Origin of the sequence: Paenibacillus sp. FSL R7-0331, from assembly GCF_000758645.1 — a bacterium.
Taxonomy (GTDB): Bacteria; Bacillota; Bacilli; order Paenibacillales; family Paenibacillaceae; genus Paenibacillus_AQ; species Paenibacillus_AQ camerounensis.
Map to the genome: position 1 here is coordinate 4,546,581 of NZ_CP009284.1, position 26,441 is coordinate 4,573,021.

Annotated in this window: 30 protein-coding genes; all 30 read right to left on the reverse strand. The window is 52.5% G+C overall.

Annotated elements, in window-relative coordinates:
* Positions 1–233 precede the first annotated feature (233 nt).
* The 30 genes from R70331_RS19530 to R70331_RS19675 all read right to left on the reverse strand — a co-directional run bounded on the left by R70331_RS19530 (position 234) and on the right by R70331_RS19675 (position 26,438).
* Positions 234–1,118, reverse strand: coding sequence for a sporulation protein YpjB (locus R70331_RS19530; protein ID WP_052419128.1), 885 nt, complete (start codon positions 1,116–1,118; stop codon positions 234–236).
* 57 nt (positions 1,119–1,175) lie between these two features.
* Positions 1,176–1,823, reverse strand: a complete 648-nt coding sequence (locus R70331_RS19535; protein WP_042178164.1) for a DUF1405 domain-containing protein — start codon at positions 1,821–1,823, stop codon at positions 1,176–1,178.
* Positions 1,824–1,919: 96 nt separating this feature from the next.
* On the reverse strand, positions 1,920–2,798 hold the full coding sequence (locus R70331_RS19540) for a menaquinol-cytochrome c reductase cytochrome b/c subunit (RefSeq protein WP_042178166.1): 879 nt from the start codon (positions 2,796–2,798) through the stop codon (positions 1,920–1,922).
* A 28-nt stretch (positions 2,799–2,826) separates the two neighbouring features.
* On the reverse strand, positions 2,827–3,498 hold the full coding sequence (gene qcrB, locus R70331_RS19545; protein ID WP_042178168.1) for a menaquinol-cytochrome c reductase cytochrome b subunit: 672 nt from the start codon (positions 3,496–3,498) through the stop codon (positions 2,827–2,829).
* A gap of 5 nt (positions 3,499–3,503) precedes the next feature.
* Entirely contained in the window at positions 3,504–4,058 is a 555-nt protein-coding gene (locus R70331_RS19550) for a Rieske (2Fe-2S) protein (RefSeq protein ID WP_042178170.1), read from the reverse strand.
* Positions 4,059–4,526: 468 nt separating this feature from the next.
* The gene (locus tag R70331_RS19555; protein ID WP_038594463.1) at positions 4,527–4,706 is read right to left on the reverse strand and encodes an IDEAL domain-containing protein; all 180 of its coding nucleotides are present in this window, start codon (positions 4,704–4,706) and stop codon (positions 4,527–4,529) included.
* Positions 4,707–4,724: 18 nt separating this feature from the next.
* A complete protein-coding gene (locus tag R70331_RS19560) occupies positions 4,725–5,231 on the reverse strand; it encodes a gamma carbonic anhydrase family protein (RefSeq protein ID WP_042178172.1) in 507 nt (168 codons plus the stop codon).
* 11 nt (positions 5,232–5,242) lie between these two features.
* Positions 5,243–6,331, reverse strand: coding sequence for a hypothetical protein (locus R70331_RS19565; protein WP_042182921.1), 1,089 nt, complete (start codon positions 6,329–6,331; stop codon positions 5,243–5,245).
* 89 nt (positions 6,332–6,420) lie between these two features.
* On the reverse strand, positions 6,421–7,008 hold the full coding sequence (locus R70331_RS19570; protein ID WP_042178174.1) for a histidine phosphatase family protein: 588 nt from the start codon (positions 7,006–7,008) through the stop codon (positions 6,421–6,423).
* Positions 7,009–7,160: 152 nt separating this feature from the next.
* The gene (locus R70331_RS19575; protein ID WP_042178176.1) at positions 7,161–7,754 is read right to left on the reverse strand and encodes an anti-sigma factor family protein; all 594 of its coding nucleotides are present in this window, start codon (positions 7,752–7,754) and stop codon (positions 7,161–7,163) included.
* Between the two features lie 5 nt (positions 7,755–7,759).
* Entirely contained in the window at positions 7,760–8,347 is a 588-nt protein-coding gene (locus R70331_RS19580; protein ID WP_042178178.1) for an RNA polymerase sigma factor, read from the reverse strand.
* Between the two features lie 657 nt (positions 8,348–9,004).
* A complete protein-coding gene (locus R70331_RS19585; RefSeq protein ID WP_042178181.1) occupies positions 9,005–10,099 on the reverse strand; it encodes a prephenate dehydrogenase in 1,095 nt (364 codons plus the stop codon).
* Between the two features lie 48 nt (positions 10,100–10,147).
* Positions 10,148–11,245 (reverse strand): histidinol-phosphate transaminase, encoded by a 1,098-nt coding sequence (gene hisC / locus R70331_RS19590; protein ID WP_042178183.1) that lies wholly within the window; start codon positions 11,243–11,245, stop codon positions 10,148–10,150.
* 54 nt (positions 11,246–11,299) lie between these two features.
* Complete coding sequence (trpA, locus tag R70331_RS19595; protein WP_042178185.1) at positions 11,300–12,121, reverse strand: tryptophan synthase subunit alpha; 822 nt, start codon at positions 12,119–12,121, stop codon at positions 11,300–11,302.
* Entirely contained in the window at positions 12,121–13,317 is a 1,197-nt protein-coding gene (gene trpB / locus R70331_RS19600) for a tryptophan synthase subunit beta (protein ID WP_042178188.1), read from the reverse strand. The genes trpA and trpB overlap by 1 nt, the downstream gene beginning before the upstream one ends.
* Positions 13,314–13,976, reverse strand: coding sequence for a phosphoribosylanthranilate isomerase (locus R70331_RS19605; protein WP_042178190.1), 663 nt, complete (start codon positions 13,974–13,976; stop codon positions 13,314–13,316). Before R70331_RS19605 ends, trpB begins: the two co-directional genes overlap by 4 nt.
* A complete protein-coding gene (gene trpC / locus R70331_RS19610; protein ID WP_042178192.1) occupies positions 13,969–14,799 on the reverse strand; it encodes an indole-3-glycerol phosphate synthase TrpC in 831 nt (276 codons plus the stop codon). Before trpC ends, R70331_RS19605 begins: the two co-directional genes overlap by 8 nt.
* Positions 14,789–15,829 carry an anthranilate phosphoribosyltransferase gene (gene trpD / locus R70331_RS19615; protein WP_042178194.1) on the reverse strand — a complete coding sequence of 347 codons (1,041 nt, stop codon included), beginning with the start codon at positions 15,827–15,829 and terminating at the stop codon, positions 14,789–14,791. The genes trpC and trpD overlap by 11 nt, the downstream gene beginning before the upstream one ends.
* Positions 15,830–16,032: 203 nt before the next feature.
* Positions 16,033–17,586, reverse strand: coding sequence for an anthranilate synthase component I (gene trpE / locus R70331_RS19620; RefSeq protein WP_042178196.1), 1,554 nt, complete (start codon positions 17,584–17,586; stop codon positions 16,033–16,035).
* Positions 17,587–17,922: 336 nt separating this feature from the next.
* Complete coding sequence (gene aroH / locus R70331_RS19625) at positions 17,923–18,294, reverse strand: chorismate mutase (RefSeq protein WP_042178198.1); 372 nt, start codon at positions 18,292–18,294, stop codon at positions 17,923–17,925.
* Complete coding sequence (gene aroB / locus R70331_RS19630) at positions 18,288–19,391, reverse strand: 3-dehydroquinate synthase (RefSeq protein ID WP_042178200.1); 1,104 nt, start codon at positions 19,389–19,391, stop codon at positions 18,288–18,290. The genes aroH and aroB overlap by 7 nt, the downstream gene beginning before the upstream one ends.
* Positions 19,392–19,393: 2 nt before the next feature.
* Complete coding sequence (gene aroC / locus R70331_RS19635; protein WP_042178202.1) at positions 19,394–20,563, reverse strand: chorismate synthase; 1,170 nt, start codon at positions 20,561–20,563, stop codon at positions 19,394–19,396.
* Between the two features lie 199 nt (positions 20,564–20,762).
* Positions 20,763–20,924, reverse strand: coding sequence for a hypothetical protein (locus R70331_RS31900; protein WP_167336696.1), 162 nt, complete (start codon positions 20,922–20,924; stop codon positions 20,763–20,765).
* Positions 20,925–21,032: 108 nt separating this feature from the next.
* Positions 21,033–21,833 (reverse strand): CheR family methyltransferase, encoded by an 801-nt coding sequence (locus R70331_RS19645; RefSeq protein ID WP_042178205.1) that lies wholly within the window; start codon positions 21,831–21,833, stop codon positions 21,033–21,035.
* 27 nt (positions 21,834–21,860) lie between these two features.
* Positions 21,861–22,304, reverse strand: a complete 444-nt coding sequence (gene ndk, locus R70331_RS19650; protein ID WP_042178207.1) for a nucleoside-diphosphate kinase — start codon at positions 22,302–22,304, stop codon at positions 21,861–21,863.
* A gap of 89 nt (positions 22,305–22,393) precedes the next feature.
* The gene (locus R70331_RS19655; protein WP_042178208.1) at positions 22,394–23,362 is read right to left on the reverse strand and encodes a polyprenyl synthetase family protein; all 969 of its coding nucleotides are present in this window, start codon (positions 23,360–23,362) and stop codon (positions 22,394–22,396) included.
* Positions 23,359–24,219 carry a menaquinone biosynthesis protein gene (locus R70331_RS19660; protein ID WP_042178211.1) on the reverse strand — a complete coding sequence of 287 codons (861 nt, stop codon included), beginning with the start codon at positions 24,217–24,219 and terminating at the stop codon, positions 23,359–23,361. The genes R70331_RS19655 and R70331_RS19660 overlap by 4 nt, the downstream gene beginning before the upstream one ends.
* Positions 24,216–24,824 carry a UbiX family flavin prenyltransferase gene (locus R70331_RS19665; RefSeq protein WP_042178214.1) on the reverse strand — a complete coding sequence of 203 codons (609 nt, stop codon included), beginning with the start codon at positions 24,822–24,824 and terminating at the stop codon, positions 24,216–24,218. The genes R70331_RS19660 and R70331_RS19665 overlap by 4 nt, the downstream gene beginning before the upstream one ends.
* Positions 24,821–25,693, reverse strand: a complete 873-nt coding sequence (locus tag R70331_RS19670; protein ID WP_042178216.1) for a UbiA-like polyprenyltransferase — start codon at positions 25,691–25,693, stop codon at positions 24,821–24,823. Before R70331_RS19670 ends, R70331_RS19665 begins: the two co-directional genes overlap by 4 nt.
* A complete protein-coding gene (locus R70331_RS19675; protein ID WP_042178219.1) occupies positions 25,686–26,438 on the reverse strand; it encodes a demethylmenaquinone methyltransferase in 753 nt (250 codons plus the stop codon). Before R70331_RS19675 ends, R70331_RS19670 begins: the two co-directional genes overlap by 8 nt.
* Between the last annotated feature and the right edge of the window lie 3 nt (positions 26,439–26,441).

Sequence of the window (26,441 nt, forward strand, 5' to 3'; positions counted from 1 at the left end):
GCAAAATCGTATATTCTGGCTGATTTAGTTGCACCAACTACACTTATTCCTGCAACAACAGCGATTTTATCCTTTTTAGTTGCAGAAAATACACTTATCTCACTAAGGCACGTATCGCAAAAAGACTCCTCTCCCCGCGGCTAACGGGAAAAGGAGTCTTTGTACGTGATCCATTCATTGATAACTGCGCTTTGCTTGTTGTGCACACGCCGGGCGGAGAATCCGTCCCTCAGCTACACCGGCTTCAAGTCCTCCTGCTCACCCCGGTATTTGCGGTAAGCGGCGTAGGCCAGGGCAGTGATAATGAAGGCACCGCCCAGCAGTCCCCAGGCGCCGTATTCTCTCGGCGCCAGCGGCAGGGATAAGGCCGGCTCATCCCGTTCCTTGCCGAACAGGACTCTTACGGCATCCTGGCCGTAAGAGACGATTTCCAGCAGTCTGGACCGCCCGGGCGGCTGGGCACTAGACGAGATACCTGCTGCATACGACAGCCAGGAATCAAAGGCATTAACCGTTTCCGGCCGGCTTGAGATGACAACCGCCGGCCGGATGGTGTCATACCTGCTCTGAAGCCGGGTGACGGCTGTTTTCCAGTCTTCCGGCTTACCGGCTGCGGCGCTCTGTTCCATATCATTCAGATCCTCACGGATCAGCTTGTAATACTGCTGCCACATCGGCTGGCGGGGATGGTTCAGGCTGTTGGCGGCAAGCCGCATTTTGGCTGCTGCCGCCTCCCACTTTTCAGGATCAATCTGTGCAGCCGCCAGAGCAGCCTTAAGATCAACAATCACACCGGACAAGGCATTAATTCCCTCAACCGAGGTTAAGCCTTCAAATGAGGAAGACTCAAAAATCCGTTCAATCTCCCCGCTCTCCTGTCTCGCTTTAACCACATCACCCTCCAGAACATGACTGTACAAGGCTTCCGCAGCCTTCTCCAGCCGTTCAGCCCCGGTCCTGCCCGTTAATACGGGTGCCTCCACTGCCTGTCCGCTCCCGCTGTTTGCGGCTCCGCCAGTAGTGTCAGCATCATATCCATTCGCAACCCCGCTGTTCATGCCGGCAAGCAGCCAGCATACAATCAATCCAGTCAGCACAATGTATCTCCTGCGCGGCATGAGACATCCCTCCTACCCTAATCTATGGCAGGAGGACAAGAGTTAGAACACAGCCTGTCAGTGCCGGTCTCCGCTCTTCCGCTGCGGCAGCATCCGCCTGATTTTGGGGCTGGCAGCCCAGGCAGCGGCGGCGCTTAACAGGGTCAGGAGAATGGTAAGATTCTGCACCTCGGTTAGGTCATCATCCAGGACGGACGGCAGCCACGGGTACACCCCGGCTGAATAATCCACCATATCATTTGCCAGCGTCCAGAGCAGGGCAACAGGCAGCAGCCGCCGGAAGGAGAAGAAACGTGCATAGATCAGCGCCTCAACCGCCATGCCGGTATGCGACACTACCAGCATCCAGTCCTTCCAGGTTATAACATCCCCTTGAGCCCCACCGGCAAAAATAACACCGACCGCCCATATCCCGTACTTCACCGAAGTGACTACAGCAAGCGCTTCAATCAGCTCGCGCACAAGCGTTCCCTTCAGGCCTTTCGGCGGATACAGCAGCAGCAGCAGTGCAATGGTAAAGAACAGGCTTGCCGTCGGGCTGTCCGGAACGAACGGCAGCAGCCATGCCGGGTAATTGTCAGCCGTATACGCCAATTGATTGCCATACCATATGTATCCGTAAATCGTGCCGAGGAAGTTGACGATAAAGAGCAGCCATATCACTCCCCGGTGCTTAAAAACCTTGTCCAGCAGGTTAACCGACATACACCATTTCACCCTCCCGAATCATAACCTCTGACTTCTTTGACACACATAAAAACCTGACCGCAAGAATACGATCAGGTTCGCGTTATCATTATTTTACTGTCCGCTTTTTTGTTTGGCAAGCCAGGCGGCCAGTGAGTCAATATCTTCATCTGACAGTCCGGCTCCCAGTGCCGTTTCGTACATCGGCGGCATTTGTCCCTGTCCCTCCTTGATAATAGACAGGATTGCAGCCTGGTCAAGTGTATCTCCTACTCCCCGCAGCGACGGCCCGCCTCCACCCTTCAGATCGACAGCATGACAGCTGACACAGGTTGCCTGCTTGAACAGTGCCATTGCCGGATCATCCTTGTCCACGATTGCAATATCCTCAGTCTGTACAACGCTGGTGGCAGGCAAGCCTTTGGCCCTTTTCTCCGCCGCCTGCTCCTCGCGCTGTACATCCTCCGCAATCTGCCCGGTCTCGGCCATTTCGTGTTTGTACTCAGTCCATGCTGTATTCGTCAAATAGATGATAGCCGCAAGAGACAAAAACATCAGTGAGGAGGCAATCGGACGCTTATAGAATCGCCGTTCACGGCCGGTGTCAAGAAACGGGGCGAGCAGGAGAGCGCCAAAGGCCACACCTGTAACTCCCAGAGTCCCCAGTACAATATAATCCCCAGAGGCATAAGGCAGCTTCAGATATTGATAGAGAAACAGAAAATACCAGTCGGGAATCGGAATAACGGTCGCCCTGGCATCTGCGGGAAATCCAAGCGGCGCAGGCTCAGAAATGGTGAGCACAAGAATCCCTACCAGTACGACAACGCCAACCATCCATTCCTTAAGCAGAAAATTCGGGATGAACGCCTCTGACTTACCCGGGTAGGCTGTATAATCAGGAGGTGTAATGAATCCGCTGCCCCTCCTCACCCGGGAGTCGCCGACATAGACAATCTTTTCTTCGGAGCTGTCCTTGCCCTTATGTGCCATTGCGGAGTCCCTCCTTTTGCGGATTGGCTTACAGCGGGCCGGATATGCCCTGTCTGCGGATCATAATAAAGTGTCCGACCAGCAGTATAAGCAGGACCGCCGGGAGGAAGAATACATGGAGGGCGAAGAAGCGGGTAAGTGTCTCTGCACCGACAATCGTTCCGCCCTGCATCAGTTCTTTTAGCACAGGACCCATTACCGGCACAGAGTTGGCAATCTCAAGTGTAACCTTTGTAGCGAAATAAGCTTTATTGTCCCATGGCAGCAGGTAACCGGTAAGCCCCAGTCCCAGCATGACGAAGAAAATCAGCATGCCAACCACCCAGTTCATCTCGCGCGGAGCTTTATAGGAGCCGGTGAAGAACACCCGCATCGTATGCAGGAACATCATCACAATTACAAGACTCGCTCCCCAGTGGTGCATGCCGCGCACGATCTGCCCGAAAGCAACCTTGGTCTGCAGGTATTCCACACTGGCATAGGCATTAATAATATCCGGTACATAATACATCGTCAGGAACATACCCGACAGTATTTGAATAACCGTTATGAAAAAAGTAAGGCCGCCAAAACAGTATACGAATGCTGAAAAGTGATGGGCCGGGTTGACATGCTCAGGAACCTCATGGTCGGCGACATCTCTCCAGATCGGCGTAATATCCAGACGTTCATCAATCCAGTTGTAGATGTTTTTAAACATCAGGATCACGCCTCCTTATTAGCTTCACTGTTGGCAACGATATCGCCCAGGTACACCCAGCCGCCGTCAATTTTGATACGGTACTGGTCCAGCGGCTTAGCTGCGACAGCGAGCTGTTTACCGGACCTGGTATAGCGTGCACCATGGCAGGGACAGTGGTATTCATCCGGAAAAGCCTTATCATTGTTCCATCCTACAGTGCAGCCGAGGTGCTTACAGACCGGTGAAAGCGCATAAATCTTTCCGCCCGCATCTTTACGGATCCAGGCTGTGAGCGTAGCCGTGCTGGCATACCAGCCATCCTGCTGCTTCAGTTCAAAATTAAATTCCTGCGGGACATCCGTAATCTGCGAGGCTTCCACTACCTTGATGAAATCCCCTTCCCCCCGCTTATGTAAAATAGGATCTACAGCAAACCGCGCCATCGGCAAAAATACGCCCATTCCCATAAAAGCAGTTGCTCCGCCAAGCGTATAAGTTAAAAACTGTCTGCGGGACATCTCCTTGCGGCTGGGCGGTTTGGGCGGATCGACTTCATTCTCTTCATTGTAGCTGCTCATACGGTGTATAACCCCCTTATTAAAAATGGAGAAGTCACCTGCAGGAAATACAATTAATGTAAGTAATACGGTTACAATGACATAAATCACACGCCATATCAATTCACCCTTATCATAGCTTAGGCACCATTACCCGTCAATAATTTTGTCTATTTTGTGACAGGCATTAAATTCGTTTTTTATAAAATTGTTGATTTTTCGTCACATTTATCTTTATTTACAGACTGCCATACCGCTTGTATTTTCCTGCTTATTTTAAGCCTTATATCCGTTTCTGAAATAGCATTCATATCAGACACAGCAATGAATAAACCGCTTTCAACATTCTCACCTTCCGAAGCCTCCGCCACAGCCCAGCTATAATCGCGTATTGGCAGTTATTGGATTTGACTTTTTCGGTAAAATGCATATATAATATCCGTTCCTTCTTCTTCTATATCAAAAAAAGAAATGCGCTTAGCGCATTTCTTATGCCAGACTCTTCAGTTCTTCAGTAAGATAACGGAACGCCGCTTTATCTCCGGCCGCCAGCGCCGTGTCGATCTCCCGGTACAAGATGTCGGTACGACGCTTTCGCAGCGCTTCATCCCACACCATTTCTGCCGCAAGCCCTAGCATCACTTCATAGGTAGCCTTCATTTTGTCCATTCGATACACCTCCGCTGTTTAGAAGATTCCATATTCCTTTGCTTTGATCACATAGCTTTCACAAGTACGCTTCATCCGGAGCAGATCCTGCTCTGTCAGTTCACGGACAATTTTTGCAGGAGAACCCAAAGACAATGTGTACGGCGGGATGACTTTGTTTTCGGTTACAACGGAACCGGCTCCTATTAAAGCATATTCACCAATTTCTGCTCCGTTCAAAACAATTGCCCCCATTCCGATTAATGTGCCTTCGCCTATCCTGCAGCCGTGGATGATTGCGGAATGCCCCACCGATATCCCGTCACCCAGGATCAGCGGCAAGCCCTCCCCGACATGGCCCACAGCCCCGTCCTGAATATTGCAGCGTTCCCCGATGACTACCGGAGCAAGATCACCCCGGAGCACGGCGTTGAACCAGATGCTTGAATGCTGTCCCACCGACACATCGCCTACCAGCTTGGCGCCTTCTGCCACGTATACAGATTCATCAGTCCGCGGTATGTACTTCCCGTAAGCAATCCGCATATTCCTCCCCCTTACTTAGGCAGTCTCCTTGGAGTGGCCGCTTCCATTCCCCATGGGGTCATTATGACTACCGGCCCTTCAGAAGTTTCTCCCAGCCGCACCATCCCAAGATGCAGCATCATTCGTAATATGCGCTGTTCCAGGATAGACGCAGCATCATCATAGTAGAATGGCCTGATCAGCCAGCCTATACCTTCCACCAGGGAAGAGAGGCTTACCCAATCTCGCGCACTCTTACTAATCCAGTATACGATTGACGGAAGATTTGGAACAGCACCTTTATACAGTTTTAACCAAAAGAAGAATATCTGCATCAGCTTTTCCGTTTTTCCTTCAGCCAGCAGCGCTTCCCCGGAGGCGGCCAGCTTCAGACAGTAGCCTTCTTCGGAAATAAAACGGCGGTGTCTGGCATAATCATACAAAAGGGCCAACCGCGGCGGATAATGCTCACACGCCCTGCCATAGCCGAATCTCCATCCGCCTTTTCCGAGCAGCGGCTCCGGGATCTGCAGCGCATTCATCAGTCCCTGCTGATACCGCTTATAAAGCGCACCTTCCTGGTTCAGCTCAGGCTCATTCTCCTTCACGTAACGCAGCAGCAGCAGCAGATCGGCTCCCATTAAGTCTCCTTCGGCACGATATACAGCGGGTTCACTGCTGCCGGAAACCTTTTCACGGATAAAATGCTCCATCTGTTCAAGAAAGCGGCGTTTTAAATCCTCAGGTACCTGGTACAGATACTTGCTTTGCTGCGAGGTGCCGCTGAACAGCCAGCCTCCGTTTTTGAAACGGCTGATCATTTCACGGTGGCCGCCGTCAATACCGTCAGGACGGTCAAAGGAAGCCTGCTTTGCCGCCGCCAGCAGATCCTCAAGGCTAAAATGGCTGCGTTCATCAAAAAGCAGTGTGTTCAGAAACCGTAATTCCTCCGGCTTACAGCTCCGGATATGGGACTCCATGAAATCCCGGCTTCCAAGCAGGATGAGGAGACTCTGGATCAAATCATGTTTTGAGTTTCGTTTGCAATCGCACTGGTAGCGCCCCGCCATTGCGGTGAGCTGGCCAATGTCCGCGTATGTGAGCATATCCGCCAGATTCATCATTCATCGCCTCACTGTTTTACTACCATTATGGGAAATACAGCCCTTTTTATTCCTTTTTCTCAAAAAAAATAACCCGAAAGCTCGGGTTACCGCTGGTTCTGCAAAATATGGCGTGTACAATTATACAAAAGCGCGTTCCACTCCTGCTCGCTTTTCTCGATAATGGTCAGAGACAGATTCCCCAGACGTTCCGTGTACTTGTCCTTATACAGCGCCACATAGAGCTGGGCCAGAAACCCGCCATGGGAAATGACAAGTATGTTACTGTCCGGGTAACGCGCGGTAATATCCTCCATAAATGCAAGCCCCCGCAGCTGCAGCTGCTCATCGGATTCCTGCCCAAGCTCCTGCAGATTCCACTCCTTGCCCCATTTGGCCTCGCGCTCCAGTGCAGTCAGTCCTTCAACCTGGCCGTAGGCGCGCTCCCGGATCCGTTCATCCGGCTCTATTAGAGGGATACCCAGCTTGGCAGCAATGATTCTGCCAGTCTCTTCAGCGCGGGACAAGCCGCTTGTAATACAGAAATCCCAGCGGTAGGGCTCCAGTAGCAGCCGGTCACCGAGCATCTCAGCCTGCTTCCGGCCTTCCTCATTAAGCGGAATATCACTTTGCCCCTGAATTCTGCCTGCTGCGTTCCAATCCGTAAGTCCATGGCGTATCAAGCCGATCAGCATCGCCTATCACCCTTCCATCCAGTTTGTTTGCTTACTAATGTATCATGAATGAAAACAAATGTCTTCTTTTTGAAGCAGTACGGTTTGCTGCACTGTGCTTACAGCTGTGAGTATAACAAAAAAGTCCGCTTTACCAGGGTAAAGGGACCTTGTCATTGTCTACGGTAACGGTTAAGCCGGGTCAATAAAAAAATCGACAGCGCCACACCCAGCGTGGATAATACCATCCAGTACTGCGGATGTGTCGGTCCCATGCTCACAACAAGCGGCTCAATGATTCCGCCTCCCGTTTGTGTGGCAGGATAAGAAGAAGACCACTCCAGCGAAAGTCCGGCTACTCCGGTCTCAATAATACCGCTCTGTGCGGAGCTCGTATTCGCAGAGGTCTTGAACATGGTGAAATACAGAAAACTTGATAAAAACACGGCCAGAAAGCAGGCAATCCACAGGCTCAGCCGGCGGCGGAACACAGTCGTGCTGCCGGCGGATTTCCCGTCCCCGGGCATTAGCCAAGGGCTTTCCAGATAAATCCGCTCCATAACCTTCTGATTGATAGCCTCAGCACGTTCCGCGCTGATCTCTACCCTTATATCTTGCATAAGCTCATTGCTCTCCTGCCACAATGTCCATTCGGCAGCACAATAAGAACAACCGGCGATATGCCTTTCCAGCTCAATCCGCTTAGGGTCTGTAGGGGGAGCGTCCCACAACAGCGGAATGAAATCCTGCGCTTCCCTGCAGTTCATAGGCCTTACACCCTCTCAGCCTGCTCTTCTGCCTCAGGCTCATAAAAATAGGATTCGAGTTGGAGCTTCACACTGCTCCTTGCACGGAACAACAGTGATTTCACGGAGCTGACACTCTGATCCAATATAACGGCAATTTCCTGGTAATCCATCTGGTCATATTCACGTAAAATCAGCGCAGAGCGCTGCTTCTCCGGAAGATTATTGATTGCTTCACGGACCAGATTCATCCGTTCCTTCCGCAGTGCAGCCTGTTCAGGCGCCACCTCTGCCGGTGCTACAGGTGTATAGCCGCTCTCTTCGAGCGATACATTTCCGGCACGGTTCTTGCGCAGCTCACTGAGCACAGTGTTGCGGGCAATAGTATACAGCCATGTCGAGAAAGAAGCATCCACTTCGCGGAAAGAATGCAGGCTGCGGAACGCTTTGTAGAAGGTCTCTGAGCAGAGATCCTCTGCGATCAGCTCCATATGCGAATTTTTGAGCATATGATACACAAAAGCCAGTATCTTTCGTTGGTATCTTCGCATTAGTTCCGAATATAGTTCTGTGTTTCCTTGCTTGATTAACTGGATCAACTGGGAATCCGTCATGGTGAGTTTGGCCCTCCTCGCCCTTTGCACGTTTATCCCCGTCCGGTCCGTATGTATATACCGGCTTGGGGTAAAAAAGTTGCGGTGATTCCTCCAAATTTGCAATACCATACAACGTGAAATAACTTCTTCGTATATAAGGCAATACTTCCTATGTATATTCAGCGTTTGGGCAAATAAGATATGCTGTATGTAAATACAGAAATTAAAACTCATATTCATAAATTTCCAATCAGGAAGTCTATAAACATACTTAACCAAGTATAGCACACATTCTATCAGGATGAAATTAGTAGACTTTTGTAAAGCTGTTCTCTACCTTGCTGCAGGAAAAAGTCGAAAACCGTAAAAACGCCTCCTGAGCAGCTAAAGTCTCTGGTAAAATAAGTTTAAAGAAAGTGTTGACAAAATGTAAACGGATACATATAATAAAAGTACAGTATGGTTTCTCTCCACTCCTATCCAAACACTGTACGATTCCAATATCTATTGTGAATTGTAGCCGCTTACTTTGTAAGCGGTTCTTTTTTTTGTAAACACTAGGTGCATTTATAATCAAAAACAGCGCGAGCCGGCTCAAGCCGGCTCGCGCTGTTTTTGATTGACTGCTTGACCTGTGTATTGCATCCCTGTGACTGATGCTAAGCGGGCCGCCGTCTATACGTATACCGTATAATCGTTATGCTGGAGAAGCATTTTGGCCCGCTCCATATCGTGCTCCTGGCGGAATGACAGGCGCATGATCCCGGGTACATCCTCACGGCTCTCAATGATCTGCACGTTGCTTAAGTTAATGCCCTGATCCCCCAGCTCGGTAGCGATCCGGCCGATAATCCCCGGATGATCGGGAACATCGATATGCAGATCAAACAGCGGAGTAATCATTCCTTTACGCCGTTCCGGCAGCTGGCTGCGGAATCCGTTCGCTTCATGGAAGGCTTCCTCTATTCCGGTACCGTCCGAGCTCTCCAGCATCTGAATGAAGGAGGAGACCTCCTCATTCCAGTCCTTTAGAAGGCGCAGCATCACTGAACGGTTATTCAGCAGGATGTCACGCCAGATAATCGGATCACTGGAGGCAATCCGGGTAATATCACGGAATCCGCCGGCAGCAAGTGTACTGTACAGCGAATCCTCTGAATCATAGGCATGAACCTGATTAACAAGAGCTACTGCGATAATATGCGGCAGATGGCTGATTGCTCCGACAATTTCGTCATGACGCTCCGGATCAAGCCGGACAATCTGTGCTCTCGTATGTAGTAACAGGGATTTCAGTGCCTCGTAAGCTTCCTCCGGCACTCCGGGCGGCGGAGTCAGCACGTAATAAGCATTCTCGAACAGCAACGATGAGGCGGCTTCCACACCGGAACGCTCTGAACCGGCCATTGGATGGCCGCCTATGAAATGGACGCCGGGCATATCCAGGGATACCGCACAGGCTGCGATACTGGCCTTGGTGCTGCCTACATCCGTAATGATGCAGCCGGGCTTGAGCGGGAGCTTACTCAGTTGTTGCAGATAACCCTCCAGCATGCCTACCGGCACACAGAGGAAAATATAATCGGCATCAAGCGCCGCTTCCTCAACAGACAGTGTCGCCTGATCGACCACGCCTCTGTTAACATATTTTACCGCGGATTCAGGACGGTGGGCATGGCCGACGACGGTCAGGCCCTCCTTGCCTTTGAAGCAAAGGGCCAGTGAGCCTCCGATCAGACCGACACCGAAGATTGCTATTTTTGTCGTCATGTCTAAGTACTACCTGCCTTCTATTGTTTCGTCTATGAACGTATACGGTTACGCCCGTACCTCCTGCTCAGACAGCGTCTGCTCAAGTGCAGTAATAAATGCCTTGTTCTGCTCAGCTGAGCCTACCGTTACACGGATATAGGTCGGGTACAGACGGTGGCCCGCGCGTACAATGATGCCGAGACGCAGCAGGGCGTCGAATACCTCAAGAGCCGGCTTGCGTACATCAACCATGATGAAATTACCGTTAGCCGGGAATGCATGCAGGCCCAGGCGCCGGAACTCAGTCTGCAACTGTACAATGCCTTCACTGTTAAGCCGGCGGCATTCAGCCACATACTCCTGATCCGCCAGCGCTGCAAGTGCACCTGCCTGTGCCAGACGGGACGTATTGAAAGGCTCACGTACCTTGTTGATCAGGTTAATGATCTGCGGACTGGCCACACCATATCCGATGCGGAGGGCAGCGAGACCATATATCTTGGAAAAGGTCCGCAGCACGACAAGATTCGGATACTGCTCCAGCAGCTTGATTCCATCCGAGTAGACCGGGTCAGTCACATACTCAAAGTAGGCTTCGTCCAGTACGACCATAACCCCGGAAGGTACTGCATTCAGGAAGGTCACCAGTGCCTCATGCGCAACGATGGTACCGGTAGGGTTGTTCGGATTACAGATCCAGATGACTTTGGTCTTGTCTGTAATACGTGCAAGCATGCCGTTCAGGTCATGAGTTCCGTCCGCCAGAGGTACTTCTATCGATACGGCACCTTCAATATCAGCATTGCTCTTGTATACGGAGAAGGTCTGATCGGCCATAATGGTCTCGTCCCCCGGCAGGAAAAAAGCACGGCAGATCAAGGCGATAATCTCGTCTGATCCGCAGCCAAAGATGATGTTCTCGCTCTGTACACCGAGATGCCCGGCCAAAGCAGCTGTCAGTTCGGCAGCTGAGCCGTCGGGATACAGGAACAAATTGTCCAGATCCGCGATGATCGCGGCTTTGGCGCTCGGTGAAGCCCCGTAAGGATTTTCATTGGATGCCAGTTTGATGACATCATCCAGTCCAAGCTCCTTTTTCACCTCTTCAATTGGTTTTCCCGGCTTGTAAACAGGAAGATTAACGATATTCGGTTTCGGATTCATCTGTATTCCTCGCTCTCCGTGCATTTTCATAGCATATTTTAGGTCAGCCGACCTTTATGATTTTAATTGTGCCACAAATTCACGAATTTGCAACAGCCCGTCACTTCTTGTGGCAGGGTTATCCAGCAGTGGAATAACCTCCTCCACCTTACGGACAATCGCACTGCCCACAACTACACCGTCACAGATCTGCGAGAAGCGCTCAACCTGCTCGCTGGTTGAAATCCCGAAGCCAACGGCTACCGGGAGATCCGTTACCCGGCGGACAGAGGCAATAAATTCATCTACACCGCTGTGAAAAGTGGATCGCTCCCCCGTTACTCCCAGCGAGGATACGCAGTAGACAAAGCCGCTTGCACCTGACACGATCCGTTCAATCCGTTCACTGGAGGTCGGTGCTACCAGCGGTATGAGATTCACGCCTGCCTCACGGCTGCGAATACGCATCTCCTCTGACTCCTCCACAGGCAGGTCTGGAATAATCAGCCCGCTGATTTCATGGGCGTCCAGCTCAGCAAAGAAGGTATCCAGACCCATCTGCAGCACAGGATTGTAGTATGTGAACAGGATGAAGGGCAGCTTACTGCCGTTCTGCCGGGCCTTCAGTGCGGTTTCCATACAGGTTCGCAGATGGACCTTGCCGCGCAGCGCCCTGGACGAAGCCCGCTGGATTACCGGGCCGTCTGCCAGCGGATCGGAATAAGGAACCCCTAGTTCAAGAATATCCGCGCCGGCTGCTTCCAGCTCAGCAATGATATCAAGTGTAGTTGTAAGATCCGGGTCGCCTACGGTGAGGAAAGGAATCAGGGCAGTTGTGCCTTCAGCTTTGAGCTTACGGAAGGTCAGATCCATTCTGTTGGTCGTTTCCGTTGTCATTACAGCTCACTCCCTTCCGTATAGGCCATGATTGACTCGACATCCTTGTCCCCGCGCCCCGAGAGGCAGATGATGACAATATCATCCTTGGTGAGCCCGGGAGCAATCTTGACCACATGCGCAATGGCATGAGCCGATTCCAGTGCAGGAATAATTCCCTCCGTTACACACAGCAGCTTAAGGGCATCCAGCGCTTCCTTGTCCGTAACAGGGACATACTTGGCCCGCTCGATATCCTTCAGATAAGAGTGCTCAGGTCCTACTCCCGGATAATCCAGTCCGGCAGAGATGGAATGCGCTTCAATAACCTGGCCGTATTCATCCTGCAGCAGATAACTCATGGAGCCCTGGAATACACCATGGCTGCCTTTACTCATTGTTGCAGCGTGGAACGGGGTATCGACACCTTTGCCGGCAGCCTCAACGCCGATCATGCCGACACTCTCATCTTCCATGAACGGATAGAACATGCCGATAGCATTGCTGCCGCCGCCGACAGCGGCAACCAGCAGATCCGGCAGCCGGCCTTCGGCCTCCAGAATCTGGCGCCGTGTCTCATCGCCGATGATCCGCTGGAAATTGCGGACCATCATCGGATAAGGGTGCGGGCCGACTGCTGAACCAAGAATATAAAAGGTATCCTCGACATTACTGACCCAGTAGCGCAGCGCTTCATTACCGGCATCCTTGAGTGTCCGGGAACCGGAAGTCACCGGAATAACCTCTGCGCCGAGCAGCTTCATGCGGAATACATTAAGTGCCTGGCGGCGGGTATCCTCTTCGCCCATGAACACTTTGCATTCCAGACCCAGAAGTGCCGCGACTGTTGCGGTTGCCACACCATGCTGGCCGGCGCCTGTCTCGGCAATGACCTTGGTTTTGCCCATTCTTTTAGCCAGAATGCCCTGCCCGATAGCATTGTTGATCTTGTGTGCCCCGGTATGGTTCAGATCCTCGCGCTTCAGATAGATTTTGGCCTCACCCAGCTGCTTACTAAGCCGTTCTGCATAATACAAAGGGGTTTCACGCCCGGAATACTGCTTCAGCAGATAGTCTATTTCCTCCTGAAAGGCCGGGTCCGCCGAATACTTCGCATAGGACTCCTCCAGCTCAATCAGTGCATTCATCAGGGTTTCAGGAACGAAGCGGCCTCCGAAAGAACCAAAACGCCCGTACTTGTCCGGTACTTGTATCATGATTGCTTCACCCTTTCCACGAAAGAAGTCATTTTGACAATATCTTTAACACCATTAGTCTCGACACCGCTGGAGATATCTACTCCGTCAGGCTGGTAGTCTGTAAGAAGTTCACCCACATTGTCCGGATGAAGTCCGCCGGCGATAAATAAAGGCAGCCCAAGCTTGGCAGCCGCCTGCCGGAACAGAGGAATCTGCCCCCAGTCAAAAGTACGTCCGGAGCCTCCGCTGCTCTGGGGATCATAGGTGTCCAGCAGCAATGCATCAACAGTTCCCGCATAGCTGTTCACAACGGTATGTGCCTCGGAACCGCCTACTGAAATAGCTTTCCAGACCTGAATATGCGGAAAAGCCTGCTTGACCTCACGGCAAAACTCCGGTCCTTCCTGTCCGTGCAGCTGGATTACATCCAGCGGTACAGCTGCAAGCAGCTCCTGCAGCTCAGCAAGCCCCGGATTTACGAAGACTCCGGCCGCACCGGGAGCCTTGCCCGTCTCCCAGCCGGCCAGCTCTGCAGTAAGAAGAGCAGCCTGCGCCGCGGTGACTCTGCGGCGGCTGGGCGCAAATACAAAGCCGATATAATCAATTGGTAATGACTTCATAGATTTTAGCACTTCAACGTCCTGAAGTCCACAGATTTTTACCTCCGCTTCAGCCATGCAGGGCACGATCCTTTCCGGCAGTAAGCGGTCCAAGCAGCCCGTACACAGCTTCCTTTACATCATCCTGCCGCATCAGGTATTCTCCGACCAGCACGCCGATTGCGCCGCTTGTACTTAAATAGTTAATATCAGCAGGACCGGCTATTCCGCTCTCGCTGATGACAGGCACTCCGGCCGGAACCAGAGCCGCCAGCTCGGCAGTTGTATCCAGCCGTGTCTCAAAGGTGCGCAGATTGCGGTTATTGATGCCGAGCAGCACATTTGGGTGTTCTATTTGCCCTGTGCTAATCACCAGCTCCAGTTCACTCCGGTCATGCACCTCAATCAGCACATCCATTCCGAGGGAGGCTGCCAATTCAGTATAAGAAGCCAATTGTTCTGCAGTTAGAATGGCTGCAATCAGCAGAATGGCATCCGCTCCCAGAATCCTCGCCTCATAAATCTGGCGTTCATCAATGATAAAGTCCTTGCGCAGCAGCGGAAGATCCACCGCTTCTCTTACCTGCTGCAGGAATGCGTTACTGCCCTGGAAATAATCCTGGTCAGTCAATACCGAAAGGCAATCAGCCCCCCCAGCTTCATATCCGCGGGCGATAGCTTCCGGGTCAAAATCCGCGCGGATCAGCCCTTTGGAGGGTGAAGCCTTCTTCACTTCGGCAATCAGTCCCATATCCCGGTTCCGGCGCTTTACCAGCGCTTCCCGGAAGCCTTTGGTGGCCGGAAGTCCGGCAATAACCTCTTCCGCTGCATCTGCAGAGAACATCAGGCTGAGCGCTTCAACCTCTTTAATTTTGGTGGCGACAATTTTATCAAGATACATAGTCAAGCTCCTTTGTCATAGCTTTGAGCTGCTCCAGCTTGAGCAGTGCTTTACCGGAATCGATCATCTGCCGCGCCTGCGCTACACCTTCACTGAGGCTGTCTGCCAGACCGGCAACATAGATACAGGCACCGGCATTGGCCAGAACAATGTCACGGTACGGCGTGAGCGCTCCCTGCAGCACCGCAGTAATAATAGCTGCATTCTCGGCTGCGTCACCGCCCAGCACAGCCTCCAGCGGGTGCCGGCTCAGGCCGAGCGCCTCTGGAGTAATCTCATAGGTTGTTACAATGCCGTTCTTTAGTTCAGATACCTGGGTAGGCGCCGATATGCTGATTTCATCCAGGCCGTCGAGACTGCTGACGATCATCGCCCGCTTTGAGCCCAGCTCCTTCAGCACATTAGCTACAATCTCCGTCTTATTCCGGTCGTAGATGCCCATCAGCTGCCGGTCAGCCCCTGCCGGGTTAGTCAGCGGACCCAGCATATTGAATACAGTCCGCACACCAAGCTCACGGCGCGGTGCGGCTGCGTATTTCATAGAAGGATGATAAATCTGGGCAAACAGAAAGCAGATGCCGATACTATCCAGGCAGCGGCGGGCCTGCTCCGCATTCAGATGGATGTTCACGCCAAGCGCCTCCAGCACATCCGCACTGCCTGCTCTGCCTGAAGCCGAACGGTTGCCGTGCTTAGCAACACGCACAGAAGCCGCTGATGAGATGATCGCCGAGGCGGTGGAGATGTTGAACTTGTGAATGCCTGAGCCGCCTGTTCCGCAGGTGTCCAGCAGCCGGGTACGCTCTGTAAGCACCGGGGTTCCGAATCCGCGCATCGCTTCCGCGAAGCCGGTAATTTCCTCTACCGTCTCGCCCTTGATACGCAGCGCAGTCAACAGAGCGCCAATCTGCGCCGCCGTCGCGGTTCCTTCCATTATCGTCCCCATTATTTCACGGGCCTGCGCCCGGCTGAGGTTATGCCCCTCAATTAATCCCGCAATTCCTGCTTGTATTAACTGGCTCGCTTCCATAGTCTTTGTCCTCCTAAAAGTTTTGTAGGCATATCCTTCTCACGATTCCGCATCGGCAAAACTCGCTTCGGAAGCATATGCTAAAAGTTTTATGGAGCATTCTCTGCTCGGCTCTTCTTCGTAATAAAACTAGCTTCGAAAGCATCCGCTTAGGTATGGAGCATTCTCTGCTCGGCTCATCTATTCTTCACTGCTTCTCTCGCTTACGGGGTATACTCATACATGTAATCCTGATTGATTACCTGCGGCTCTCTGATCTCTGCCGGGAACATGGCCTCTGCCATCCGGATTGCTTTTAACATCGCCTTTGCTTTGTTAAGGGTCTCTTCGTATTCCTTCTCAGGCACCGAATCCCAGACAATTCCCGCTCCGGCCTGTACGTAAGCACGGCCTTTGCGGAAGATGATGGTACGGATCGTGATGCAGGAATCCATATTACCGGAGAATCCGAGGTAGCCGATAGCTCCGGCATAAGCGCCTCTCGCTTCCCGTTCAAGCTCGGAGATAATCTCCATCGCCCGCAGCTTCGGTGCCCCCGAGACGGTTCCTGCCGGCAGGCAGGACAGGAATGCGTCGAAGAAATCCTTGTTCTCGTCCAGTGTTCCCGTTACATTCGATACCATGTGCATAACATGGGAGTATTTCTCTATTTCCATAAAGGAGTCACATTTCACCGTGCCGAACTTGGATACCCGGCCCAGATCATTGCGGCCCAGATCAACCAGCATCAGATGCTCCGCCCGCTCCTTTTCGTCCTCCAGCAGCTCCTGGGCCAGCGCCCGGTCTTCCGCCTCATTTGCCCCCCGCGGCCTGGTGCCGGCAATCGGCCGGGTTGCTACCCGGCTGCCGTCCACCTTTACCAGCGCTTCCGGAGAGGTGCCTACGATAATTTCCTCATCCATCTTGAGATAGTACATATATGGCGACGGGTTCAGGGTACGCAGCATCCGGTAGACATGCAGCGGGGATACCTCAGTCTCAATATGCAGCCGCTGCGACAGCACTACCTGGAAAATATCACCGGCCCGGATGTACTCCTTGGCTTGCTCAACATTCGCGATATATTGCTCTTTGGTCAGGTTAGAATGAATCTGGCCCAGCTCAATATCCTCTGGAATACTGCGGCGGTTGACGTTCTCCTTCGGCCCTTCCTTCTGCAGCTCCTCGGCGAAGTCCTCCAGCCTGCTGTTCAGGGCTTCATAGGCGGCCCGGATATCGGAATCCGTATCGCCTTCTTTGATATGCAGGTTGCCTATCAGCAGAATCTGCTGCTTCACATGATCGAATACGATGATGCGGTCACAGAACATGAACCGGATATCATCCGTCCCCAGATCATCTACTGCGTGCGGGGACAGCTTCTCGTAATATTGCAGCAGGTCGTATCCGAAGAATCCGATCGCACCGCCGGTAAAAGGAGGCATCCCTTCCAGCTTCGGACTGCGGTACGAGCGGAGCAGCGCTTTTAGCTCCTCGATTGGTTTGCCGGTGAGCCGCTTCTGCTCTCCCCCCACTTTTACGTGGATAACGTTCTTTTTACCCGAAATGGTCAGAAACGGATCGCTGCCGATAAAAGAATAACGCGCCCACTGGATGCCGCCCTCTACACTTTCCAGCAGGAAAGCATGGGATTCTCCGGCAAACCGCTGAAACAGCCGGATCGGCGTCTCCATATCAGCCAGCAGTCTTTTTACTACAGGAATCAGGTTATACTCCCGCGACAGCTTTACCGCTTCTTCAACGCTAGGGTTCGTCATTTGGGATACCTCCTTGGAATGGTTGGATCTATAGTCCGGAATACAAAAAAACCTCTACCGGAGTAGAGGTTGTGTAGGCAAGTATATGATAAAGCGCACTGGATCAGGACACTGCTCCGTAATAAACATGGTTGCCCATTAAAGGATAGACGGGTAGCACAAAACTACCAGAATATAATCCATACGGACATATGTAAATAAACGGAATGCCTCGGATAAACATCCTGCACTCATCTCTGCTATACTCAACTAGGCTCTAACTAAACTCTACTTCTCTCGGCTAACTACACTATACATGATGACGGTGTTCATTGACAACCCGCTGCGGTAAAATAATTACTTGCTTTGTGAGAGATCAGGACGAAGCTTCTTCGCTTCATTCAGATAGATGTGACGGATATCCCGCTGGGACTTGTCTGTGTTAACCTGTACCATCAGGCGGATACACTTCGGCAGCCCGCCCTTTACGGGAATCTCAACAGAGCACATGAGCGGCACCAGCTCCCAGCCTTCGATCTCACGGATTGCCCGCGCCGGAAACGTCGCATCCAGATCACCGGTAACAGTAATCCAGACACTGCAGATATCCTCGGCAATTACATCATTACGCTCAACAATTTCCCTGAGCAGCACTACGGTCTCACGCAAAATTTCAGTTTCCTCATTATTGACTACGGTAGTTGCACCGCGAATCCCCCGGTTTACCATGGGCTCCCCTCCTTCTTAAGCTGTGCGATAACCTCACGCACGTCACTCTGCTGCACATCATTAACGATGCTCACTGCCCCGATTGAATCGGGCACGATAAAGGTCATTTTGCCTTCCTTGAACTTCTTGTCATGCATCATCGCGTCCATCAGCTCATCCCCGCTGTACTCCGCCGGAAGTCCTACGGGCAGAGAAAGCGCGGACAGCATGGATACGGTATCCTCGTAGATTCCACGGTCCCTGCCCAGCTTGGCCGCCAGCAGCGCCGAACCGGCCATACCGACGGCAATTGCTTCCCCATGCAGGAATACACCGTATCCGCCGACTGCTTCAATGGCGTGGCCGATCGTATGACCCAGGTTGAGAATCGCCCGCAGGCCGTTCTCACGCTCATCCGTACCGACCACCCGGGCCTTAATCGCGCATCCGCGTTCCAGCGCATAGCCCAGCGCCCCAGCATCCAGGGCCAGCAGCTCTGAAGCATGCTCACGGCACCAGTAAGCAAACTCTTTATCAAGGATAAGGCCATGCTTCACCACTTCAGCTAGTCCTGAGGCCACCTCACGGGGCGGCAGCGTACGCAGCGTATCCAAATCATACAGAACCATGGACGGCTGATAAAAAGCACCGATCATATTCTTAGCCAGCGGATGGTTGACAGCCACCTTACCGCCGACGCTGCTGTCATGCGCAAGTATGGTCGTTGGAATCTGAACAAAGCCGATCCCCCGCATATAAGTAGCGGCAACATATCCGGCCAGATCTCCGACAACACCTCCGCCAAGCGCCAGAACAGCAGAGCTGCGGTCCAGTCCGGCCTGAATGGCTGTAGTAATTACTTCTTCATATACTGCCAGCGATTTAGATGCTTCACCGGACGGTATTACATGACTAACAACAGTATAGCCCTGTCCGCGCAGGGAGGCTTCGACCACATCCAGATATCGCGGGGCTACCTCACTGTCACTGACCACCAGCAGCGGGCTGCGTACCGGATACCCTGCTTCCAGGCAACGCGCGCCAATAGACCCCAGCAATCCGCTGCCGATCAGAATCGGATAAGAGCGTTCCCCCAAATCCACAGTAATGCTGCGCATAATCAGTAGCTCTCCAGCTGCGCCAGATAGCTGTTGTAGTTGGCTCTGATTTCTTCAATAGAATCCCCGCCGAACTTATCAAGGAATGCTTTGGCAAGCTCCCAGGCTACAACGTTCTCTAGTACCACGCAGGCTGCAGGAACCGCACAGGCATCCGAACGCTCCACCTGCGCCGTGAACGGCTCCTTGGTGTCAATGTCAACGCTTTGCAGCGGCTTGTATAATGTCGGGATCGGCTTCATAACGCCGCGGACAACAACCGGCATTCCATTGGTCATCCCGCCTTCAAATCCGCCCAGACGGTTGCTGGCCCGGTAGTATCCTCGTGACGGATCGTACATGATCTCATCATGCACCTGCGAGCCGCGAAGAACACCCGCTTTAAACCCGATACCGATTTCCACGCCCTTGAACGCGTTAATCGACATAACCGCTCCGGCGATTGCCGCATCCAGCTTGCGGTCATACTGTACATAGCTGCCGAGACCGATAGGCAGGCCTTCCACGACGCATTCCACAATTCCGCCGATGGAGTCGCCTTCCTCCTTGATCTTGTCTATGTATGCCTCCATCTTAAGCTCCGTCTCTTTATCAACGACTCTGACAGATGATTCTTCCGTCTTCGCAATCAGTTCATCGATAGGGAGATTGTTCGCAGGCGCTTCGATCTCGCCGATCCGGATGACCTGTCCGGCAATCTTCACACCGAACTCAGCCAGCAGCTGGCGGGCAACAGCCCCAACTGCTACTCTTGCAGCTGTCTCGCGGGCGCTGGAGCGCTCCAGCACGTTACGCAGATCTGTATGGTTGTACTTGAGTCCGCCGTTAAGGTCCGCATGCCCGGGACGCGGGCGGTTTACGCGCCGCTTCTCTTCATCACTGCCCGGAATCGGCTCGATATTCATAATATTCTTCCAGTGTGTCCAGTCTTTGTTCTCGACTATAAGGGCTACCGGAGCACCTGTTGTATACCCGTGGCGTACTCCGCCGGCGATCTGTGCCGTATCCTTCTCGATCTGCATGCGGCGTCCGCGGCCGTAGCCCTTCTGTCTGCGGTGCAGCTGAAAATTAAGCTCTTCAAAATTAAGTGTCAGATTGCTGGGCAATCCCTCGATAATGGCTGTAAGCTGGGGGCCGTGCGTTTCCCCCGCTGTTAAGTAGCGTAAACTCATGCTGCGTTCCCCTTTCACACTTTTAAACTGTAAACCGCTAAATTATAAAAACTCTTGACTCATTATAGTATAGCCTACACGCTTTGACAAGAAAGGATAAGGCCAAACAAAAGGTGGCTTCTCATACAAGAACAGCGCCGCCCTACTCTTTCGAGCTTAGGCGGCGCTGCCTGCGCGTTACAGTTCAGAGCTTGCTAATCTAGCTACCGATCCTCTGCTGCGCCTGTGAAACGTTCTGCTTGCCTTCCTCCTGCCTAAGCAGGCTCTGCAGCTGAAGCTCCTCGAGGCCAAGAATTTGCCCGCACTCGCGGACGGTCAGAAACCCGCGTCTGTACGCGGCAATGACCTTGCTTTTGTCCATCTGGATTAACGACCTTTCGCATAGCATACGGTATCTACTTTCCATTATCACTGAAAAGCGGGTAATGTATACCTTGCTCCGGGAAGAATGCTCAGACCGTGCATACAACTATTTTTTACGGTAAAAGAAGGTCTCCGTTGATTCAAAGCCGAATTGTGCCGGTGTAAATATCTGCTCCGTACTGCCTACGAACAAATATCCTCCGGGACGCAGGCTTGCCGAAAATTTGTGATACAGCTTGTTCTTCGCATCTTCTGTGAAATAGATCATCACATTTCGGCAGATAATCAGATCAAAGCCGTCATCGAATTTGTCCAGCAGCAGGTTCTGCTTGCGGAATTCAATATTTTTTTTGAGTGTTTCACTCACCTTGAATACCGGACCTTCCGGTGAAAAATAGCGGTTTGCCACATCCTTCGGCACATCCTTAAGCGAACGCTCCAGATAGAGCCCCTGCTTCGCTTTGGCCAGCGCCCCGTCATCAATATCTGTAGCCAGAATGCCGGTCTGGGCCAGCAGATTCTTGTCCGAAAGAATCATGGCGAGCGTATACGGCTCTTCTCCTGTAGAACAGGCTGCACTCCACAGCTTCATCCGGCGGCCGGATTGCTGCAGTTCAGGTAAAATAACGTCCCGCAGCACTTCCCAGCGGTTCGGATTGCGCCAGAACTCGGACACGTTAATCGTCATCCGGTCCAAAAATTCATAGAATAAGGCCTTGTCCTTCATCATTGCAGCAAAAAAGTCCGTAAACGAATGATACCCGTTCTTCATCCGCAGTGTTGTCAGACGGCGCTTCATCTGTGCTTCCTTATATTGGGCAAGGTCGATTCCCGTGCTCTGCTTAATGTTTTGAATGAACCCGCTGTAATCCGGGTCCGGTGCTGTTATTTCTTCACGCTCAGCCATTAATAATCCCCTGCCTCCTGCCCGGATCTACATCCAGACCGCGATGTCTTTATTGTAGTCATTCAGTTCATCGGGAGCAAAGAAGTTGGCGATTTCCCGCTCTGCACTTTCCGGAGAATCCGAACCGTGAATCAGGTTAAGCGGAGTATGGCTGGCAAAGTCACCGCGGATTGTCCCCGGCAGCGCTTCCCCCACTTTGGTTTTGCCGATCAGCAGGCGGGACAGGGCGATTACATCATCACCTTCCCAGACCATTGCAAATACCGGACCCGAAGTGATGAAGCCTACCAGCTCCGCAAAAAAGTCCTTGCCTTCGTGCTCTGCATAATGCTTCTTGGCTTGCTCTTCTGTAACTGTAATCAGCTTAGCAGCAACCAGCTTGAAGCCCTTGTCCTCCAGACGGGCGACAATACGTCCGATTAATCCGCGCTGTACACCATCCGGTTTGATCATCAGGTACGTCTTTTCCATAGAGCCACTCTCCATTTTCGCATATTATTTTCTGATATTATCAGAAAGCTTGCCATCTGTGAACGCTTATTATTCCCGCAAGCTGGAGTCTAGTAAGCCCGTCCGGTCACAAAATAGGCAATATCGCGCAAATTACGTCTGGTTTTATTGCTTGGAAGCTGCTCCAGCGCGGCCAGCGCCTTGTCGATGTAGCGGGAGGCCAGCTCCTCTGCCCTGGATATGCCGTCGCCGGAAAGAATCAAATCGACGGCACGTCCGACTCCGGCCTGTCCGCTGCGGATCAGCGCAAGCTCCTCCAGCAGCGGTGAGCGCAAGCGGCTGTCCTCCAGGCTGTAAATAACCGGCAGTGTGATATTCCCCTGCCTCATATCACTGCCCGGGGGCTTGCCGATCTGCTTCTCAGTGCCTGACAGATCCAGCAGGTCATCACGGATCTGAAAGGCCATCCCGACGTTGTATCCGTAATTGTACAGCAGGCGGGCTGTTTCAGGCTCGCTGTCGGCTGCCAGTGCCCCAAGCTCACAGCTGATCGCTATCAGCAGCGCTGTTTTGCGGCGGATGCGGCGCAGGTAATGGCGTACGCTCTGCCCGCTGTTGAAGAAATCGCGGATCTGCTCCATCTCCCCGACCGACATCTCTACCATTGCTTTGGACAGGATATGATGAATACGCGGATTCTTGAGCTCTGAAGCCATAACAAGTGCCTTCGCATAAATATAATCACCGGTATACATAGCGATTTTGTTGCCCCACTTGGCCTTCACTGTGAGTTCTCCGCGCCGCAGCTCAGCATCGTCAATCACGTCATCGTGCACCAGCGAAGCGCTATGTATAAGCTCAAGCGGAATAGCAACCCGCTTCAGCTTCTCCAGATCATATTGTCCGAATTTGCCGCCCATTAGCACAAACACCGGACGCAGCCGCTTTCCGCCGGCCTTCAGCAGATGAAGTGATGTTTCCGTAAGGAGCTCATCGTCGCCCTGCACACTGCGGTACAGATCCTTTTCAATCTGATCCATGTCCTTACTCAGCATTCCAAAAATTTGCATTCGCTTCATTCGTTCACCCGTGTCAGCAGATTGCGGTCCCATAGCTCCATTGTGACTGCCTGCGGCAGCAGGCCCATCTCATAGGCATAGCGGAAATAGAGATTCAGACCTTCCTGCTGCCTTTCTCCAAAGTCATAACATAGATTACTGAAGTAGCCGTCCCAGTATTCCGCTGTGCCGCCGACCCGCGAGCAGGCTTCACGGATGATCGGCCCAAGATTGTTAACTCCCAGCTGCTTGCTCTCCACAAGAGCCGCTGCAATCTCTGCCACCGCCTCCGGCATGTCCCTTGCAGCCTCACGGTTGACCGCCCAGACGGCAAAGGTCATGCTGTGTCCGGTCCAGTCCTTCCATACCTGCCCCAGATCAGTGACCAGATAGCCCTGATCCTGCCAGGCGGCCTTGATGGCATGGTCGCCGATCAGCAGACAGGCATCCGCCTGGTCCATCATACTGTCCAGATCCGGATCAGCCGTGACATACTCAGGACTGCCGCCGATTGCTTTCTCCATCAGAATTTTGAGCAGATTAACCGAAGTCGCCGAAGTGTTGGTTACTGCAATCCGTCCGTTACCTATCTGCTCAGCCGGCACTCTGGAGAAGAGCAGGATCGACTTCACCGGACCGTCTGCACTTACAGACAGGTCAGGCAGCAGCAGCAGACGGCCGCTCGCCTCCGCATAAGCAAAGGAGGACAGAGCACCGACATGAATCGTCCCGCTGGACATCCCCTGATTAAGAATGGCAGGCACTTCACTCACCATCTCTGCCGGATGCTTCAGGGCAGAGGGGTTAAAATTGTGAAATACCGGCCATGAGTTGGTATAACTGATTTTTCCGATTACGGTACACCGGCAGTCCCTCATTCCTCTTCCCCCCATCTGCGGAATAGACTGTGTTCAATGCCAAGGCTGTCAAGCACCTTGCCGACCATGAAGTCCACCAGATCATCCATGCTGCGCGGACCGAAATAAAAGGCCGGCATCGCCGGAATCAGCTTCACTCCAAGGCGTGACAGCTTCAGCATGTTCTCCAGATGGATCGCATGCAGCGGGGTCTCGCGGGGCACCAGCACAAGCGGCCGCCCTTCCTTCAGCATCACATCAGCAGCCCGTGTCATCAGATTGTCCGAGCTTCCATGCGCTACCGCAGACAGTGTGCCCATGGAGCAAGGCATAATAATCATTCCTTCCGTCCGGAAGGAGCCGCTGGCTATGGAGGCCCCGATATCAGCAACCGGGTGATAATGCAGAGAACCGGGATAGCCGCTGAACTGTCCGTTCAGAAAGCCCTCCCGGTCAGAGGCCGTAAATCCCAATTCTTCCTTAAAGACCCGCCAGCCCGCATTGCTGACTACAAGATGAACGGTGTATCCCATAGACAATAGGGTTTCTGTCAGACGGACACCGTATATCCCGCCGCTTGCCCCGGTAATGCCAACAACGAAATGTTTCGGTTTCAGTCCGCTCATCTGAACTGCACCACCAGGTCAATCAGGGTAAAAGAAAACACAACGATGCTGAGCACACCGTTCATTGTGAAGAAGGCAGTCTGAAGACGGCTCAAATCACTCGGAGAAACGATATGATGCTCATAAAACAGAATAATATAGGCAATAACCATTCCCGCCACATACCACCAGCTGAGATCCGTCATAAAGAGCAGTGAAACGAACCCGATGCCTGTTAAAATATGAAGTCCTTTGGCAATATCCAGCGCACGGGCAACTCCAAAGCGCACCGGGATCGAATAAAGCCCCTCCTGCTTGTCAAACTCGACATCCTGGCAGGAATAGATAATATCAAATCCTGCGGTCCAGAATACGATTGTGAAATAAAAGATCATCGCGGTCCAGTCCACGTTTCCCGTAACCGCTACCCAGCCGCCCAGCGGGGCAAGCGCGATGGTCAGCCCGAGGATCAGATGGCAGGTCCAGGTGAATCGCTTGGTGAAGGAATAGAACACAAGCAGAAAAACAGCAACCGGCAGTAGTTTGGCCGACAGGGGATTCAGCTTGAAGGCAGCCCAGAATAATAAGAAGAAGGAAATAGCAATAAAGACCGATACTTCTCCGACCTTCAGCAGGCCGGCAGGAATGGCTCTCCCAGATGTCCGGGGATTCTTCGCATCACTGATCCGGTCAATCAGCCGGTTCAGACCCATGGCCGCGCTCCGGGCGCCGAACATGGCGACAACAATCCAGCCGATCTTCGGCCAGGACGGCAGCTCGCCGAACATGACAACCGATCCGAGCAATGCGCCCATAAAAGCGAACGGTAAAGCAAAAACAGTGTGTTCAAACTTGATCATTTGTAGAAAAACGCCAACTTTTTTAAACATTACAGTTCTCCTTGAACCCAATATGTAGTGCTGCGATGCCTCCGGTCAAGGGGAAGGATTCCACTTTCGTCAGTCCGGTCTCACGGAAAATCACCGCAAGCTGCTCTCTGTCCGGGAAGAGGGCCAGTGATTCGGGTAGCCATTTATACTGCTCATACCGCTTGGCAAATAATTTGCCGAGAAGCGGAAGCACCCGTTGGAAATAAAAATAATAAATGCCCTTAAAGGGCTGCTTCATCGGCTTGGACAGCTCCAGACAGACAACCATTCCTCCGGGTTTCACCACACGCTTCATTTCATTCAGCACTTGAACGAGATCAGGCACATTGCGAAGCCCGAAGCCTATTGTTGCGTAGTCAAAGGAGTTGTCGCCGAAGGGCAGGTCCATTGCATTGCCCTGTATAAGTGAAATCCGGTCCTGAAGCCCTTGAGCCTCCACCTTGCCGCGCCCGACTTCAAGCATCCCCGCACTGAAGTCAAGCCCGACGACAGAGCCGGTCCGGCTTGCTTCGGCCAGGGCAATGCTCCAGTCACAGGTTCCGCAGCACAGATCCACTGCAGAATCCCCGCGCTTCATCGCCATCTTGCGCATTGTGAACTTGCGCCAGGCCTTGTGACGGCGGAAGCTCAAAATATCGTTCATCAGATCATATTTGCCTGCAATGCTCTCGAAAACAGAGTGCACAAATTGCTCTTTCGGCTTAACGTTCGTATCTCCCAGTGCGGAAGTTTTCTCTGTAGTCATCCT

Excerpts from the sequence above, each read along its gene's own strand:
- R70331_RS19670 (WP_042178216.1), bottom strand. The coding sequence starts at position 25,693 with ATGTTTAAAAAAGTTGGCGTTTTTCTACAAATGATCAAGTTTGAACAC.
- R70331_RS19540 (WP_042178166.1), bottom strand. The coding sequence starts at position 2,798 with ATGGCACATAAGGGCAAGGACAGCTCCGAAGAAAAGATTGTCTATGTC.
- trpD (WP_042178194.1), bottom strand. The coding sequence starts at position 15,829 with ATGGAAGCGAGCCAGTTAATACAAGCAGGAATTGCGGGATTAATTGAG.
- aroH (WP_042178198.1), bottom strand. The coding sequence starts at position 18,294 with ATGGTAAACCGGGGGATTCGCGGTGCAACTACCGTAGTCAATAATGAG.
- R70331_RS19555 (WP_038594463.1), bottom strand. The coding sequence starts at position 4,706 with ATGGACAAAATGAAGGCTACCTATGAAGTGATGCTAGGGCTTGCGGCA.
- R70331_RS19605 (WP_042178190.1), bottom strand. The coding sequence starts at position 13,976 with ATGGCTGAAGCGGAGGTAAAAATCTGTGGACTTCAGGACGTTGAAGTG.
- R70331_RS19675 (WP_042178219.1), bottom strand. The coding sequence starts at position 26,438 with ATGACTACAGAGAAAACTTCCGCACTGGGAGATACGAACGTTAAGCCG.
- R70331_RS19645 (WP_042178205.1), bottom strand. The coding sequence starts at position 21,833 with ATGGCTGAGCGTGAAGAAATAACAGCACCGGACCCGGATTACAGCGGG.
- trpC (WP_042178192.1), bottom strand. The coding sequence starts at position 14,799 with ATGTATCTTGATAAAATTGTCGCCACCAAAATTAAAGAGGTTGAAGCG.
- qcrB (WP_042178168.1), bottom strand. The coding sequence starts at position 3,498 with ATGTTTAAAAACATCTACAACTGGATTGATGAACGTCTGGATATTACG.
- aroC (WP_042178202.1), bottom strand. The coding sequence starts at position 20,563 with ATGAGTTTACGCTACTTAACAGCGGGGGAAACGCACGGCCCCCAGCTT.
- hisC (WP_042178183.1), bottom strand. The coding sequence starts at position 11,245 with ATGAATCCGAAACCGAATATCGTTAATCTTCCTGTTTACAAGCCGGGA.
- R70331_RS19580 (WP_042178178.1), bottom strand. The coding sequence starts at position 8,347 with ATGACGGATTCCCAGTTGATCCAGTTAATCAAGCAAGGAAACACAGAA.
- trpE (WP_042178196.1), bottom strand. The coding sequence starts at position 17,586 with ATGACGAACCCTAGCGTTGAAGAAGCGGTAAAGCTGTCGCGGGAGTAT.
- R70331_RS19535 (WP_042178164.1), bottom strand. The coding sequence starts at position 1,823 with ATGTCGGTTAACCTGCTGGACAAGGTTTTTAAGCACCGGGGAGTGATA.
- R70331_RS19565 (WP_042182921.1), bottom strand. The coding sequence starts at position 6,331 with ATGAATCTGGCGGATATGCTCACATACGCGGACATTGGCCAGCTCACC.
- R70331_RS19655 (WP_042178208.1), bottom strand. The coding sequence starts at position 23,362 with ATGAAGCGAATGCAAATTTTTGGAATGCTGAGTAAGGACATGGATCAG.
- R70331_RS31900 (WP_167336696.1), bottom strand. The coding sequence starts at position 20,924 with ATGGACAAAAGCAAGGTCATTGCCGCGTACAGACGCGGGTTTCTGACC.
- R70331_RS19550 (WP_042178170.1), bottom strand. The coding sequence starts at position 4,058 with ATGAGCAGCTACAATGAAGAGAATGAAGTCGATCCGCCCAAACCGCCC.
- R70331_RS19530 (WP_052419128.1), bottom strand. The coding sequence starts at position 1,118 with ATGCCGCGCAGGAGATACATTGTGCTGACTGGATTGATTGTATGCTGG.
- ndk (WP_042178207.1), bottom strand. The coding sequence starts at position 22,304 with ATGGAAAAGACGTACCTGATGATCAAACCGGATGGTGTACAGCGCGGA.
- R70331_RS19570 (WP_042178174.1), bottom strand. The coding sequence starts at position 7,008 with ATGCTGATCGGCTTGATACGCCATGGACTTACGGATTGGAACGCAGCA.
- aroB (WP_042178200.1), bottom strand. The coding sequence starts at position 19,391 with ATGCGCAGCATTACTGTGGATTTGGGGGAACGCTCTTATCCGATTCTG.
- R70331_RS19560 (WP_042178172.1), bottom strand. The coding sequence starts at position 5,231 with ATGCGGATTGCTTACGGGAAGTACATACCGCGGACTGATGAATCTGTA.
- trpB (WP_042178188.1), bottom strand. The coding sequence starts at position 13,317 with ATGATACAAGTACCGGACAAGTACGGGCGTTTTGGTTCTTTCGGAGGC.
- R70331_RS19575 (WP_042178176.1), bottom strand. The coding sequence starts at position 7,754 with ATGAACTGCAGGGAAGCGCAGGATTTCATTCCGCTGTTGTGGGACGCT.
- trpA (WP_042178185.1), bottom strand. The coding sequence starts at position 12,121 with ATGACAACGGAAACGACCAACAGAATGGATCTGACCTTCCGTAAGCTC.
- R70331_RS19585 (WP_042178181.1), bottom strand. The coding sequence starts at position 10,099 with ATGACGACAAAAATAGCAATCTTCGGTGTCGGTCTGATCGGAGGCTCA.
- R70331_RS19660 (WP_042178211.1), bottom strand. The coding sequence starts at position 24,219 with ATGAGGGACTGCCGGTGTACCGTAATCGGAAAAATCAGTTATACCAAC.
- R70331_RS19665 (WP_042178214.1), bottom strand. The coding sequence starts at position 24,824 with ATGAGCGGACTGAAACCGAAACATTTCGTTGTTGGCATTACCGGGGCA.